Origin of the sequence: Nocardioides sp. W7 (assembly GCF_022919075.1) — a bacterium.
GTDB lineage: Bacteria > Actinomycetota > Actinomycetes > Propionibacteriales > Nocardioidaceae > Nocardioides.
On record NZ_CP095078.1, the window covers coordinates 839,653 to 853,824 of the forward strand.

Genomic DNA, 14,172 nt, shown 5'->3' on the forward strand with positions numbered 1-14,172 from the left:
CGGCCACGTCGCCGTTGAGCTCGGCGAGGGTCGCGACCGTGTCCACGCCACTGGCGGTTCGTCACAGGTACGGCTTCAGCTCGGTCATGGGAATCTCCGCTCTGTGCCCGGCCCGGCGACCGGAGGAGAAGCGTGCCGGGTTGACGCAAGGTCAAGGTCAAGTCCGATACCCCGCCCGCCGGCCCGGGGTGGTCCCGGGCCATGACTGAGCAGCACTAGTCAATCTGGTGGTTGACACCTCCGCGAGCCGAGCACATGGTCGAGGGACTGTGAACTCCCCGCGCCGCGACCGCTCGCGTGCGTGCCGGGCGGGCGTCGACGCTCACGGCCCGGTCACACCGGGCCGTCGCCCGACCCCCGTCGGGCACCTGGCCCCAGCACGCGGACGAGGTGAGAGACATGCGGAGGACGAAGTCGACCGCACTGGCCGCCGCCCTGCTGGTCGCCGCCGCCGGAGCAGCGGTGACGACCGAGGCGGTGCAGGCGAGCGGAGACAGGCCCGGCGGACCGGGCCAGCACCATCACGACCGCCACGGCCACCACGGCCGCGGACTCACGGTGAGCCTGCACGACGCGGCCGGGAACCGGGTCGGGAAGGTCCAGATGCGCCAGCGCGGAGCCGTGATCGAGGTGACCGGGACGGTGCGCTCGCTGGCGCCGGGCTTCCACGGCTTCCACGTGCACACGACCGGGGTCTGTGACCCGGCCGCTCCGAACGGACCCTTCACGAGCGCCGGCGGTCACTACGTCGGGAGCGGCGGCAGCCACGGCGACCACGACGGCGACCTGCCCTCACTGCTCGCCGATCAGAGCGGGTCGGCGCGCATCTGGTTCACCACCGACCGGTTCACGCTCGCCGAGCTGCGGGCCGACGACGGATCGGCGGTGATGATCCACGGCGGACGCGACAACTACGCGAACATCCCGACGCGCTACTCTGCCGGTGGCATCGCGGGGCCCGACGCGGCGACGCTCGCCACGGGAGACGCCGGCAACCGGGTGATCTGCGGCGTGGTCGGCTGAGGCCGCGTCACCTGATCTGGCGATGCCGCGGGCCCGGGACGATCACCCGGTCACGGACCCTCAAGCGCTGGCGAACCACGGGTGGTGGAGGTCGTGGAAGCTCGCTCCCTTCATCGCGTACTCCAGCTCGCGTCGGATCTCGGCGGGCGGCTCGACGCGCTCGCCCTGCCGAGCGGCGTCCTCGCTGGTGAACGCCACGGTCTCGATGAACGTGCCGTCCGGCTCGATCGCGAGCGTCCCCCCGAGGATCTCCGGCCGCATCTCGTGCAGCGTGGTGGTGTCGGCCAGCATCGCCTTGAGCCGGGACGGGTCGTCGACGCGGCCGCGGATGATCTGGACGAACCCGGCCTCGTCGGAACCGCCGTCCATCAGCAGCGTCACGTCGTCGCAGTCGTGGAACTCGAGTGGTCCGTCCATCAGGGCGGTCAGCCGCTCCGCCCAGGCGCCCTGCTCGGGACGCCCCGAGTTGGCCATCGCCGCCTCGCGCGACTCGAAGCGGACGACCCCGATCAGCTGGTCGTCGTCGGTGAAGCCGTACGTGCCGCCGAGCCAGCCCGCCGCGCCGGGCGCCAGGTCGCGGCGCCACTCGTCGAGCAGCTCGTGGGCCTCGTCCTGCCGGGTGCAGGACCCTTGGATCATCTGGATGAACATCTACTGCCTCCTCGGTCGTCGTGGGTACTCGAGACCGGTCGAGGCCGTTCGATGGCCCCGGCCGGGCCACCTGCCAGGATAGGACCGCTCGTCGGCGCTACGCATCGCCCAACGACATGATTCGCGGGCCATCCTCGGCGCCCGGACCCGAGGGCCCTGCCCCCGGGCGCACCCGGATGCGTGCGACGTGGGTACGGTCCTCACGTCCGGACACTGGTGGTCACCCGCTCGAGATGACTCCAGCCCGTCCAACCACGCTCGGCCAGCAGCTCCTGGAGTCGCTGGATCATCGGGTGGGCGTCGAGGGCGAAGGAGTCGACGAGGTCGATGAACGCGTCGTCGCCCATCTCCTGCCGCTCCAGCTCACCGCGCTCGGCGGCCTCGTCCATCATCTCGGCCATCAGGTCGGCCAGGGTGGTCAACAGGCCCTCGTCCATGCCGCCCTCATGGACCTCGGCCATCAGCAGGTACATCCGCACGGTCCTCGGGTCGTCGAGCTGGGCCATCTTGTCGCCCATGAACTCCGGCATCCGCTCCGGCCAGCGGGCCGCGAGCAGGATCCAGCCGTCGCGCTCGCCTTCGACCAGCGCCGCCGGCACGCCGCTGGCGCGCAGCCTGTCGAGGTAGGCGACCGCCTCGGGCGGGAGCGCGAGCGAGTCGCCGGCGGCCAGCCGGGCGATCCGACGGCGATGCTCCTGCAGGGCGCGGACCTCGTCGCGCAGCCGGCGATCGATCTCACCCACCGCCGCCGCGAACTCCTCCTCGCCGGCCTCGAGCAGCTCCTGCACCCGGACCAGCGGCACCCCCGCCTCGGCCAGCGTCCGGATCCGGATCAGCTCGATCACCGCCCGGGCGTCGTAGCTGCGGTAGCCGGAGGCGTTCCGTGCGGGCTCCGGCAGCAGCCCGATCTGGTGGTAGTGCCGGACCGCGCGCGGGGTGACGCCGGCGTACGACGCCAGCTGGCCGATGGTCAACACCGGATCAGACTGCCCGAACCCGCGCGAAGAGGCGACGGGCCCACCCGAAGCAGAGCACGGCGATGGCGACACACCAGCCGATCGCCCACCACAGGTCCGCGCCCGGGTCTCGCCCCTCCAGGCAGGCGCGGAGCGTGTCGATGACGGGCGTGAAGGGCTGGTTCTCGGCGATCCAGGCCAGCCCCGCCGGCATGGAGTCGGTCGGCACGAAGGCGCTGGAGATGAACGGCAGCAGCATCAGGAACATCGGGGTGTTGCTGGCGGTCTCGACGCTGCCCGCGGCCAGGCCGAGGGCGACGCAGAGCCAGGTGAGCGCGAACGCGAGCAGTGCCAGGACGACGATCGTGCCGAGCCAGCCGACCGCACCGGCGTCGGGGCGGTAGCCGAGCAGGACCGCGAAGGCCAGCACGACCGCGAGCGCCACCGCGGTCTGCACCATGGCGGCGAGGACGTGTCCGGTCAGCACCGCGGACTTCGCGATCGGCATGGTGCGGAACCGGTCGATGATCCCCTCGGTGGCGTCCTTGGCCACGTGGATCGCCGTACTGAGCGCGACCGAGGCCACGGTGACGAGGAGGATGGCCGGTGCGATGTAGGCCAGGTAGTCCTGCCGGCCCCCACCGCCGGGCAGCCCGGCGCCCAGAGTGCCGCCGAAGACGTAGACGAACAGCAGCAGGAACAGCACCGGCTGCGCGATCAGCATCAGGGTCAGCGACGGGTAGCGGAGCATGTGCCGCAGGTTGCGCCGCAGCATCGTGGCCGAGTCGCGCGCGGCGTAGGTCATCGTGCTCATCGGAGCGCCTCCTTCTCGTCCCGGTCGTGCTGGTCGTCGCTCTGGTCGTCGCTCTGGGGGTCGGTCGTGGCCGGGTGTCCCGTCAGGGCCAGGAACACGTCGTCGAGGGTCTCCCCGCCGGCCTGCGCCTTGAGCTCGGCGGGCGTGCCTTCGGCGACGAGGCGACCGCCGTCCAGCAGCCCGACGGTGTGGGCGAGCTGGTCGGCCTCCTCGAGGTACTGGGTGGTGAGGAAGATCGTCACCCCGTCGGCGAGCAGCTCCCGGACGATCTGCCACAGGTCGCGGCGGCTGCGCGGGTCGAGCCCGGTGGTCGGCTCGTCGAGGAAGATCAGCCGCGGCCGGCTCACCAGCGTCATCGCGAGGTCGAGGCGGCGCTTCATCCCGCCGGAGTACGTCGCGGCCCGCCGGTCGGCTGCGTCGACCAGGTCGAAATGGCCCAGCAGCTCGTCCACCCGGGCAGCCGCCTCGGGCTTGGGCAGGTGCGCGAGGTCGGCCATCAGCCGGAGGTTCTCGCGGCCGGTCAGCAGCTCGTCGATCGCGGAGAACTGGCCGGTGACCCCGATGCTGCGGCGTACGCCGTCGGGGTCTTTCACGACGTCGTACCCGGCCACGAGCGCCTGCCCCCCGTCGGGCGCCAGGAGCGTGGAGAGGATGCGGACCATGGTGGTCTTGCCGGAGCCGTTGGGCCCGAGCAGGGCGTACACGGTCCCGGTGGGCACGGTGAGATCGATGCCGCGCAGGACGGCGAGGTCGCCGTACGACTTCTCGATCCCGGAGACCTCGATCGAGGTGGTGTGGTCGGTCATGGGCACAGCGTGCGAGGTTGACGCTGCGTCAAGGGCAAGCCCGACCGCCATGCCCGACCTGTCGGCCACCGGCCGACGACATCGGACAGGTGGTTCGTACCTTGCCTCGCTACGGCGCGGAGGAGCTCGCGGTGGCGGGGTGGGCTCGATCGGCCTCCGCCGTATCGGCGAGCATGGCCACCTCCGCCAGGGCGCGATCGACCTCCTCCACCTCCTCGGGAGGCTGCTGCGCGTCCTCGGTGCGGAACACCTGCCCCAGCCAGCCTCCGTCGCCTTGCAGGGCTACGAGCTGTGGCTGGATGAAGACGGTCTGCTCACTGGACGAGAGCTGTCCGCGTCGCTCGCGGATCAGCATCTGAGCCACCGCCTGGCCCTGCTCCCTGACCAGGATGTCGACGGTCACGTCCGTTGCGTGCATGTCGAGGGCCGGCACATTTCCCCAGTCGTCCGCGGTGGCGTTGCATCCGATGATGCGCATCCGGGGACGAAGCTCCGGCGTCTCGGACATGCAGACCATGTGCAGGGCAAGCGCGTTCTCGTCGTCGCCGCAGTAGATGGCGCACTCGCCGCTCTGGCTCTGCACCCAGGCGATCGCCTCGCGACAACGGACCACGGCAGGTTGCCACGAGCTCAGCGGCTGCAGGGCGAGGCGCCTGGCCAGTCCGGCGACGAGCAACTGGTAGATGATGTTGCGGCTTCGCTCCTCGCCCGGCCAGCTGCCGACCGGGCCGGTCCAGAGCAGACACTGCCGCGTCCTGTCGCCCTGCAGCCACGGCACGAGCCAGTCCGCGATGAGGATGCCGGTCGAGCTGTACTTCGACGACACGAACCGCGGCTCGTCGACTCCCAACCGGCGGAACGCGCTGTTCGGGGGCTTGCTGTCGACGGCGATGAGGAACGTGCCCGTCTTGCTCAGCGCAGCCATCGCGTGCCACAGCTCGGAGTCTTCGGCTGCCGGGATGATCACGACCGCGTCGATCCCGTTGATGATCGCGGACTGGAGCTGCCGCACCTGCCACTGCATCGCTGGCTCGTCGTCAGCGGGACGCATCACGTCGACCTCCCACCTGACCCGGTCGCGAGCGAGCGCGGACGTCAGAGCCGACGCCATTCCTTGCCCGAAGTGATGACTCCGGTAGTCGAGAAACCAGACCGTGCGCGGCCGCGAGGCCCGGTTCCGGACCTCGATCCCCAACGGGAGGACCAGGGCGAGGACGAGACCGACGACCCCCAGGTTGGTCCCTACCTCGACACCCGCCACGGCCAGGACGACATAGCAGACCAGCCCGACGCCGGCGGTCCCAGCGAAGACGATCGTCAAGGGCAACCGGAGTTCCCGAACTCGACTTCGCGCCATCGCTCACCTCTGACTCTCGTCCCCACCCCGTCGGCCTCACCCCGATGGGGAGGGTTCGGGCGTCTGTCGACCTGGTCCGCCTCGAGCGCATCATCGAAGGCTGAACGGCCGCTCCGGGTTGGACTCTAGGGAAGACAGGTCCTGCCGGTGGGGAAAGCTCGGCTTGACGATCGTTCGATACAGAGCGGTCTAGTCAGCGGCCCGGGCCACCGGGAGGTCACAGTGGTCCGAACACCTCCCCGATCTCCGCGGTGAGCTCGAGGTCGGCCAGCACGGTGAGCAGCTGCCTCTCCTCGTAGCGGAAGTGGGTCTCCATGACGGCTTCGATCCCGTCCAGGTGCCGCTCGATCTCGGCGCGGGTGGCCGGTCCGCGCAGGCTCGCCCGGAGCGCCGTGAGCAGGTACTCGATCAGGTGGTGGTCCTGCCGCAGCTTGGCCAACGTCGGCGTCAGCTCGGGGTGCTCCCGCGCCAGGACGGGGAACAGCTCGCGGTCCTCGCCCTCGTGGTGTCCGCTCAGCGCGACACAGAACCCGTGGCAGAACAGCAGCAGGTCGCGCCCGGCCCGCTCGGGATCCGTGCCCTCGACGAGGGCATCGCGGGACACCTGCAGTGCGTCACGCAGCCGCTGATGAACGGTGCGCATCTCGTTCGCCCAGGCGACCAGCCTGGTCTCGTCCGCCTCACCCATGGAGGAGGTACGAGGAAAGTGACGTCATGTCGACTCCCCTGGTACGGCGCCTCCATGCCTGACCCTGCCGGCCACCGGCACGCGACGCTGCCGGCACGCTACCGGCCGAGCCCGACCTGGCCAACTGAGGGCTATCGGTGTCGCGAGTCCGCGAGCGCGGGAACCCAATCCCCGTTGATCTCGCTGCGCAGCACCTGCTCGACCTGGTCGAGGTCGTGCTCGACCTGGGTCCTGCTCACCCGCAGGAACCAGCCCGCCAGCAGGAGCGCGACGCCGAGGACCGCCGCCGGGACGCCGTCCCGGGGAGTGACGGCCAGGCACGCCAGGCCGCTCGCGATGAGGAGGTAGTTGAGCCACTCGACCTTCGTCTTCTTGACGACGACGTCGACCCGATGGTCCGGGCGCAGGGTCGCCGTACCCAGCGTCGTGGCGACCGCGCCCTGGCCGATGCCCACGGACGTCATCTCCTTGACGACGAAGGTCGTCTCGTTGCGACGCATGAACGTCCGGTTCTCACCCAGCGGCCAGTGCTGCCTGCCCTCCGCCTGGTTGTCGAACGCCCGGAGGCGTGCGGCCTCGCCGTCGGAGACGGTGACGACGTACTGGCGCTTGGAGGTTCTCATGTGGCCGATCCGGGGTGGGCTGAACGGGAAGCGGCCTGGAGTCTGTCACTCGCATCGAGTGCGCGATGGTCAGCCGTGCCCGCGTTGACGATCTCGCGTGCCGCTCCCTCAGAGCCGCTCGACTCCCTGCTCTTAACTGCCGACACTTGCGGTGTTCGAGGTCTCCGCTTCGTGGAGCCACTGTCGATCGCGCGTGCGCGTTGTTTTGTACGAAATACCGTACGTATCATGGTCTCATGAGGAGCAGTGCCATCGTCGCCGAGATCGTGCAGCACTCCGGCCTGTCGAAGACCGCACTCAGCGCGGCCTCGGGGATCAGCCGTTCCCTCATCGACGACTACCTCAAGGGCCGCTCCCAGCCCAGCATCGCCCAGGTGGAGCGGCTGGCCGAGTCGGCGGGCTGCGTGCTGGAGCTGTCCGTGCGCCCTAGGTCGAAGCCTGTGCCGGACCAGTTCCTCGCCGTCCTGGAGTTCGGCGACCTGTTCCCGCGCAAGGCCCCGAAACCCCTCGTGAACCTCGGACCGATGTGGCGCCGGGCCCAGGCCGGCTGAGATGAGCACACCGCTGCTGCTCCAGCGGCTGCGCTCGGTCCACGAGGCCCTCGACCGCGGTGGCTTCGACCACGCCGTCGGTGGCGCGATCGCCCTCGCCGTACACGTCCGGGAACCTCGGTTCACCGCCGACATCGACCTCAACGTCATGGCCGACGCCGATCACCCCGAGGCCATGCTGGCCGCGCTCCCGCCGGAGGTCGAGGTCACGGAGCACGCCGCCGACCAGATCCGGCGCGACGGTCAGATCCGGCTCTTCTGGCACGATCCGGACACACCCCTCGACCTGTTCCTTCCTCAGCATCCGACCTACCACGCGCTCGTCACGTCGCGCGCCCAACCGGTCGACTTCCTCGGCGACGACATCAAGGTGATGTCGGCGACGGACCTGATGGTCTTCAAGACCCTCTGCGACCAATCGTTGGACTGGGTCGACATCGAGTCGCTGGTCGAGAACGAGGCGGGTGACCTGGAGGAAGCGGCCCGCTGGGTGGCCGAGTTCGTCGGGGGCGACGACCTTCGCGTCGACCGGCTGCTGTCGATGCGCGCGGGCTAGCCGGGATCTGCGTGCGTTCGACTCACGCGTAGCGGGTCAGTGCGCCATGTCGACGAAGCGCGAGTAGTGACCCTGGAAGGCGACGGTGATGTCGCGCGTGGGGCCGTTGCGGTGCTTGGCGACGATCAGGTCGGCCTCGCCGGGGCGGGTCGACTCCTTCTCGTAGACGTCGTCGCGGTGCAGCAGGATCACCATGTCGGCGTCCTGCTCGATCGAGCCGGACTCACGCAGGTCGCTGACCATCGGCCGCTTGTCGGCGCGCTGCTCGGGACCACGGTTGAGCTGGGAGAGCGCGATGACCGGGACCTCGAGCTCCTTGGCCAGCAGCTTGATCTGGCGGGAGAACTCCGAGACCTCCAGCTGGCGGGACTCGACCTTCTTGCCCGAGGACATCAGCTGGAGGTAGTCGATGACGACCAGGCGCAGGTCGTGGCGCTGCCGCAGCCGGCGGGCCTTGGCCCGGATCTCCATCATCGTCATGTTCGGCGAATCGTCGATGAAGATCGGCGCCGAGGAGACCTCGCCCATCTTGCGGGCCAGCTTCACCCAGTCGTCGTCGGTCATGTTGCCGTTGCGGATGTGGTTGAGCGGCACCTTCGCCTCGGCAGACAGCAGCCGCATGGTGATCTCCGTGCGCGTCATCTCCAGGCTGAAGAAGACGCTGGCCAGGTTGTTCTGGATCGACGCCGCCCGACAGAAGTCCAGGGCCAGCGTCGACTTCCCCATGGCGGGGCGCGCCGCGACGATGATCATCTGGCCCTTGTGCAGGCCGTTGGTGAGCTCGTCGAAGTCGGCGAAGCCGGTCGGCACGCCGTAGATGCCGGACTCACGGTTGCTGATCGCCTCGATCTCGTCGAGGACCCCGGTCATGATGTCGCTCAGCGGGGCGTAGTCCTCGCCCGTGCGCTTGTCGGCGACCTTGTAGACCTCGGCCTGCGCCTGGTCGACCACGTCGTCGACCTGGCCCTCGCCGGCGTACCCGATCTGGACGATCTTGGTGCCCGCTTCGACGAGCCGACGCAGGATCGCCTTCTCGCGCACGATCTCGGCGTAGTAGCCCGCATTGGCGGCGATCGGCACGTTGGCCGAGAGGGTGTGGAGGTACGGCGCGCCGCCGATGCGCTGCAGCTCCCCGCGGCGCTGGAGCTCGGCGGCCACGGTGACCATGTCGACGGGCTCGCCGCGACCGTAGAGGTCGATGATGCCGTCGTAGATCGTCTCGTGGGACGGGCGGTAGAAGTCCCCACCGCGGATCGTCTCGCTGACGTCGGCGATCGCGTCCTTGGAGATGAGCATCGCCCCGAGCACCGACTGCTCGGCGGCCATGTCCTGCGGCGGGGTGCGGTCGCCGGGCGTGGTCGGCCGCTCGCCGGGAGCGTAGGAGACCGGGCCGTCGCCCCAGTCCTCGAACGGCGGCTCGGGGAGCCCCCGGCCGGCCTGCTCGGTGACGCTCAAAGTGCCTCCCACGATCGTGCCGGATCGACCCCGGATGATGGTGTCGAGCCTAGAGATGAGCACCGACAACGCTTCGCCGCGCACATCGGACTGACGTCCACGACCGTGGGACCGTACGACGCCGCAGGGCCCCGGCGACACCACCTTGTCCACAGGGCCTGTGGATAACCCGCCTGAGGGCGTGGACGACACGCACAGAGCTGTGCACAGGATGGGGAGGAGCCTGTGGAGGACACGCCGACCGGAGTCCGCGACACCTCTCTGACCTGCACAAACAGGGTGCTGACCGTGTGGAGGAAGAAATCCGGGAAGTTGCTCCGTTCATCTGCCCGCCATCTGGACGTAGGTCGTTGCTATGTCGACAAAGCACCCCGCCGAGCCGTCCATCCACAGGAACACCGTGGTTTTCCACCGCTCTCGTTGACTAGTCACGTTGTTGCCAGTTCCGGGGTGTGGTCCCTACATGACTAGGCTCGTCCGGGTGCGGAGAGGCCAGGACCGGGAGATCCTGCGGCTCGCGGTCCCCGCCTTCCTGGCCCTGGTGGCCGAGCCGCTCTTCCTGCTCTCCGACGCCGCGATCGTCGGGCACCTCGGCACCCCCGAGCTGGCCGGACTCGGCATCGCCGGGGTGGTGCTGCAGACAGTGGTCGGGCTCTGCGTGTTCCTGGCCTACGGCACCACCGCCGGCGTCGCCCGCCGGCTCGGCGCCGGCGACCGGCGAGGCGCGCTCGCGCAGGGCGTCGACGGTCTGTGGCTGGCCGTCGTCATCGGCGCCGTCGCCACCGTGGCGGGCGTCGCCGCGACCGGACCGCTCGTCGAGGCGTTCGACGCCTCCCCCGTCGTGACCGAGCACGCCACGACCTACCTCCGGATCGCCTTCCTCGGCACCACCCCGCTGCTGCTGATGCTCGCGGCGACCGGTGTCCTGCGCGGCCTGCAGGACACCCGCACCCCGCTCGTCGTCGCCGTGGCCGGCAACGCGCTCAACATCGTGCTGAACCTGCTGCTCGTGTACGGCGCGGGCCCGGTCGCCGGTCTCGGCCTGCCCGGGTCGGCGGTGGGCTCGGTGCTCGCCCAGGTCGCGAGCGCCGCCGCGCTGCTCGTCGTGGTGGTGCGCGGTGCCCGCCGGGAAGGCGCGTCGCTGCGGCCGCACCCGGCCGGCATCCGGGCCGCAGGGCGCGCCGGCGTACCGCTCGTGATCCGCACCCTGACCCTGCGCGCGGCGCTGCTCGTCACGACGTACGCCGTCACCCTCGGTGCGGTCGATGCAACCGACTCCGCCGTCGACCTGGCCACCCACCAGCTCGCCATCACCTTGTGGACCTTCCTGGCGTTCGTGCTCGACGCGATCGCCATCGCGGCCCAGGCCATCACCGGGCGGCTGCTGGGCTCCGGCGACCGGGTGGGCACCCGGGCCGTCACCCGACGGATGGTGCAGTGGGGCGTGGTGAGCGGCCTGGTCACCGGCGTGCTCCTCGCCGCGAGCAGCCCGCTGCTCGGCCACCTGTTCACTGCGGACCCCGCCGTCCGGGACGCCCTCGTCCCGGTCCTCCTCGTGGCAGCGCTCGCCCAGCCGATCGCCGGCGTGGTCTTCGTGCTCGACGGGGTGCTGATCGGGGCCGGCGACGGCCGCTACCTGGCCTTGGGCGGCCTACTCACCCTGGTCGTGTACGCGCCCGTCGTGCTCGCCGTCGCCGGCGGTGGACTGTTCGCGGTATGGGTCAGCTTCGCCTTCCTCTTCATGGGCGCCCGGCTCGGGGTGCTCGTGCACCGCGCCCGCGGCGACGCCTGGCTGGTGACCGGGGTGAGCCGCTGACGTGCTGCTGGTCTGGACCTGGCCGGGCTCCGCGCTTCGAACGTAGCCCGCGGGGGACGCTCGCGTTGTCCGGCCTGAGTCCGTCGTCACACCCCTGGAGGAACCCGCGTGACCCACCGGCCCCGCATCGTCGCCCTCACCCTGCTGCTCGGAGGCGTCGCGCTCCCGGCGGTCGCCGCGTCACCCGCGCAGGCGGAGCCGGGCTGCCTCCACGACGTCTCCGTCGTCCCGATCTTCGCCCCCGGCGGGTGTGACGACACGACCCCGCCGGAGACGGCGATCGGGACGACCGCCCCTCGGCTCGGTCCTGGCGGCTGGGTCAACAAGCACACCCTGCGGGTCGGGCTCTCCGGCCACCACACGGACGCCGACACCGATCCGATCGCCCTCGAGTGCTCGCTCGCCCTGGACCCGGCGCCGCCGACGGAGGACGAGTGGTCCGACTGCCCGACGGACGGGGTCTTCCGCGGGCTCACGACCACCTCGGTGCCGTACGTCCTGTGGGTGCGCGCCGTCGACAGCGCCGACGCCGCCATCGCCTGGTCCGACGGCGACCTGCTCAACGGGTTCGGCGACGAGTCGGCCGGCGACCACGACGTCTCACCCGCGAGGCTGGCCTTCCAGGTCGACACCGTCGCCCCCGACACCCTGCTGTCCGGCACGCCGAAGGACCGGCTGCGCCCGACGCTGCCGATGGTGAGCACCGCCAGCCCGCGATTCCGGCTCGCGGCGACCGAGACGGCCACCTTCCGATGCACCGTCAACGGCGCGGCCGCCCCCTGCGCTGGCGGCGTGACCACCCTGCGCTCGCTGCGGCCGGGCGACCAGGAGCTCCGGGTGCAGGCCGTCGACCCGGCCGGCAACGTCGACCCGACGCCGGCGACGACGCGGTTCGCCGTACCCATGAATCTCGCCCCCCGCGGTCGCGCCCCCGGCTGGAAGCTGGTCCGCCGCGGCGGCTACCTCGGTGGCGACTACCTGCAGGCGAGCACCCGCGGCGCCCGGCTCGTGGTCGGGGCGGGCCGGTTCCGCGAGCTCCGGCTGCTCGCCGCGACCGGGCCGAGGGCCGGCGTCGTCGAGCTCAGGTACGGCGGGAAACGCCAGCGGGTCGACCTGCGGCGGGCCGCCGCCAGGCCCCACGACCAGCTCCGACTGCGCGACGAGCGGGCCACCCCGCAGCGCGGCCGGATCGAGATCCGGGTCCTGCGCGGCCCGGTCCGCCTCGACGGCATCCTCGCGCATTGACATCCTGGCGCATCGACTGAGCCTGCGAGGTCGTGACCGGCGTGCCGAACCCAGGCGACCGGACGCAGCAGGGCCCGTCCCTCCCGAAAGGAGGAACGGGCCCTGCTGGATCAGACGTGGGTCAGGCGGGGATGACGTTGAGGGCCACCGTGGCGGACACCTCGTCGGTCAGCTTGACCGAGACCTCGTGCGAACCCAGAGCCTTGATCGGGTTGCCGAGGACGATGGTGCGCTTGTCGACCGGCTCGCCGGAGGCCTCGGTGAGAGCGCCGGCGATCTCGGCGACCGTGACGGCGCCGAAGAGGCGGCCGCCCTGGCCCGAGCGGACCTTGACCGAGACCGCCTGGGCCTCGAGCTTGGACTTGATCTGCGCCGCGTGGTCGTGGTCGCGCACCGCGCGGCTGGCGCGGGCGGCCTTGATCGACTCGACGGTCTTCTCGGCACCGCGGGTCCAACGGATCGCCACACCGCGCGGGACGAGGTAGTTGCGGCCGTAGCCGTCCTTCACCTCGACGACGTCGCCGGGGCTACCGAGGCCGGTGACCTCCTGGGTCAGGATGATCTTCATGCGTCCGTCCCCTCTCAGCGACCGGTAGAGGTGTAGGGCAGGAGCGCAACCTCACGCGCGTTCTTGACCGCGATCGCCACGTCCCGCTGGTGCTGGACGCAGTTGCCGGTCACGCGACGCGCGCGGATCTTGCCGCGGTCGGAGATGAACTTGCGAAGAAGGGTGGTGTCCTTGTAGTCGACACCGCCCGCCTTCTCCTTGCAGAACTGGCAAACCTTCTTCTTCGGCTTGCGAATCACTGCCTTGGCCATTGTGGTGCTTCCTTTCTAGAAGCCCGGCTCGCGCCGGAATGGTTGAGGGATTCGATTGGGTGAATCTCGATCAGACGCGAGAGGAGGGTCTCGATACGCGCGTCACGGCTTCGCTTCGCTCAGCCGTGGCGCCACTCGACCTTTCCGCCTGGGTCTTCCGCTTCGCAGGCTCAGCGGAAGGGCGTTAAAACGGCGGCTCTTCCGAGCCGACGCCGGGGGCGCCCCACGGGTCGTTGGCGGGAGCCCCGCCACCGCCGCCGGAGCCGCCACCCTGAGGAGCCGGGGTGGCCCAGGGGTCGTTGCCGCCGCTGGGCTGCTGCGGGCGGGACTGGCCCCCACCGCCGCCACCACCGGAGTAGCCGCCACCGCCGCCGCCCGAGCGCGAGGCGCGGGTGACCTTGGCCGTGGCGAAGGCGAGAGCGGGACCGACCTCGTCGACCTCGAGCTCCACGACGGTGCGCTTCTCACCCTCGCGGGTCTCGTAGGACCGCTGCTTGAGCCGGCCCTGGACGATGACGCGCATCCCCCGCTGGAGCGACTCGGCGACGTTCTCCGCCGCCTGCCGCCAGACCGAGCAGGAGAGGAACAGCGCGTCGCCGTCCTTCCACTCGTTGGTCTGCCGGTCGAAGGTGCGCGGTGTCGAGGCGATCCGGAAGTTCGCCACTGCCGCACCCGAGGGGGTGAAGCGCAGCTCCGGGTCGTCGACGAGGTTGCCCACCACCGTGATGACGGTCTCGCCTGCCATGAGGTCTCCTCAGCTTCTTGTCTGATCGTGTCCGGTCGTCGTCGCGCCCATCGTGGAGCAGCGCGCC

16 protein-coding genes are annotated in these 14,172 nt (G+C 70.6%); 5 read left to right on the plus strand and 11 right to left on the minus strand.

All coding sequences use genetic code 11. From position 1 onward, the window contains the following. Positions 1–399: 399 nt before the first annotated feature. The gene (locus MUB56_RS04050) at positions 400–1,023 is read left to right on the plus strand and encodes a superoxide dismutase family protein (protein ID WP_244930637.1); all 624 of its coding nucleotides are present in this window, start codon (positions 400–402) and stop codon (positions 1,021–1,023) included. A 60-nt stretch (positions 1,024–1,083) separates the two neighbouring features. Here the strand turns inward: MUB56_RS04050 and MUB56_RS04055 are convergent, their stop codons facing one another. From MUB56_RS04055 to MUB56_RS04085, 7 genes are all read right to left on the minus strand, one after another. Continuing rightward, complete coding sequence (locus MUB56_RS04055; RefSeq protein ID WP_244930638.1) at positions 1,084–1,674, minus strand: hypothetical protein; 591 nt, start codon at positions 1,672–1,674, stop codon at positions 1,084–1,086. Between the two features lie 200 nt (positions 1,675–1,874). Continuing rightward, on the minus strand, positions 1,875–2,651 hold the full coding sequence (locus MUB56_RS04060; RefSeq protein ID WP_244930639.1) for a MerR family transcriptional regulator: 777 nt from the start codon (positions 2,649–2,651) through the stop codon (positions 1,875–1,877). 4 nt (positions 2,652–2,655) lie between these two features. Next, positions 2,656–3,444, minus strand: coding sequence for an ABC transporter permease (locus MUB56_RS04065; protein WP_244930640.1), 789 nt, complete (start codon positions 3,442–3,444; stop codon positions 2,656–2,658). Then, positions 3,441–4,250, minus strand: coding sequence for an ATP-binding cassette domain-containing protein (locus tag MUB56_RS04070; protein WP_244930641.1), 810 nt, complete (start codon positions 4,248–4,250; stop codon positions 3,441–3,443). The genes MUB56_RS04065 and MUB56_RS04070 overlap by 4 nt, the downstream gene beginning before the upstream one ends. Before the next feature lie 109 nt (positions 4,251–4,359). Further along, positions 4,360–5,274 (minus strand): hypothetical protein, encoded by a 915-nt coding sequence (locus tag MUB56_RS04075; RefSeq protein WP_244930642.1) that lies wholly within the window; start codon positions 5,272–5,274, stop codon positions 4,360–4,362. Positions 5,275–5,824: 550 nt separating this feature from the next. Then, entirely contained in the window at positions 5,825–6,295 is a 471-nt protein-coding gene (locus tag MUB56_RS04080; protein ID WP_244930643.1) for a hemerythrin domain-containing protein, read from the minus strand. A 131-nt stretch (positions 6,296–6,426) separates the two neighbouring features. After that, complete coding sequence (locus MUB56_RS04085; protein WP_244930644.1) at positions 6,427–6,918, minus strand: hypothetical protein; 492 nt, start codon at positions 6,916–6,918, stop codon at positions 6,427–6,429. A gap of 236 nt (positions 6,919–7,154) precedes the next feature. Here MUB56_RS04085 and MUB56_RS04090 point away from each other — a divergent pair, with 236 nt between their 5' ends. Both MUB56_RS04090 and MUB56_RS04095 read left to right on the plus strand, forming a co-directional pair. Next, complete coding sequence (locus tag MUB56_RS04090; protein WP_244930645.1) at positions 7,155–7,469, plus strand: helix-turn-helix transcriptional regulator; 315 nt, start codon at positions 7,155–7,157, stop codon at positions 7,467–7,469. A gap of 1 nt (position 7,470) precedes the next feature. Continuing rightward, positions 7,471–8,025, plus strand: a complete 555-nt coding sequence (locus tag MUB56_RS04095; protein WP_244930646.1) for a hypothetical protein — start codon at positions 7,471–7,473, stop codon at positions 8,023–8,025. Positions 8,026–8,061: 36 nt separating this feature from the next. Here the strand turns inward: MUB56_RS04095 and dnaB are convergent, their stop codons facing one another. After that, a complete protein-coding gene (gene dnaB, locus MUB56_RS04100) occupies positions 8,062–9,480 on the minus strand; it encodes a replicative DNA helicase (protein WP_280637360.1) in 1,419 nt (472 codons plus the stop codon). A 481-nt stretch (positions 9,481–9,961) separates the two neighbouring features. On the opposite strand from dnaB, the gene MUB56_RS04105 reads away from it, so the two are divergent. Both MUB56_RS04105 and MUB56_RS04110 read left to right on the plus strand, forming a co-directional pair. After that, positions 9,962–11,296 carry an MATE family efflux transporter gene (locus tag MUB56_RS04105; RefSeq protein ID WP_244930647.1) on the plus strand — a complete coding sequence of 445 codons (1,335 nt, stop codon included), beginning with the start codon at positions 9,962–9,964 and terminating at the stop codon, positions 11,294–11,296. A gap of 108 nt (positions 11,297–11,404) precedes the next feature. After that, entirely contained in the window at positions 11,405–12,541 is a 1,137-nt protein-coding gene (locus tag MUB56_RS04110) for a hypothetical protein (protein ID WP_244930648.1), read from the plus strand. A gap of 121 nt (positions 12,542–12,662) precedes the next feature. Here MUB56_RS04110 and rplI read toward each other — a convergent pair whose 3' ends face one another. From rplI to MUB56_RS04125, 3 genes are all read right to left on the minus strand, one after another. Continuing rightward, the gene (gene rplI, locus MUB56_RS04115) at positions 12,663–13,109 is read right to left on the minus strand and encodes a 50S ribosomal protein L9 (RefSeq protein ID WP_244930649.1); all 447 of its coding nucleotides are present in this window, start codon (positions 13,107–13,109) and stop codon (positions 12,663–12,665) included. A 14-nt stretch (positions 13,110–13,123) separates the two neighbouring features. Next, complete coding sequence (gene rpsR, locus MUB56_RS04120) at positions 13,124–13,360, minus strand: 30S ribosomal protein S18 (RefSeq protein ID WP_090851440.1); 237 nt, start codon at positions 13,358–13,360, stop codon at positions 13,124–13,126. A 184-nt stretch (positions 13,361–13,544) separates the two neighbouring features. After that, positions 13,545–14,105, minus strand: coding sequence for a single-stranded DNA-binding protein (locus MUB56_RS04125; RefSeq protein ID WP_244930650.1), 561 nt, complete (start codon positions 14,103–14,105; stop codon positions 13,545–13,547). Between the last annotated feature and the right edge of the window lie 67 nt (positions 14,106–14,172).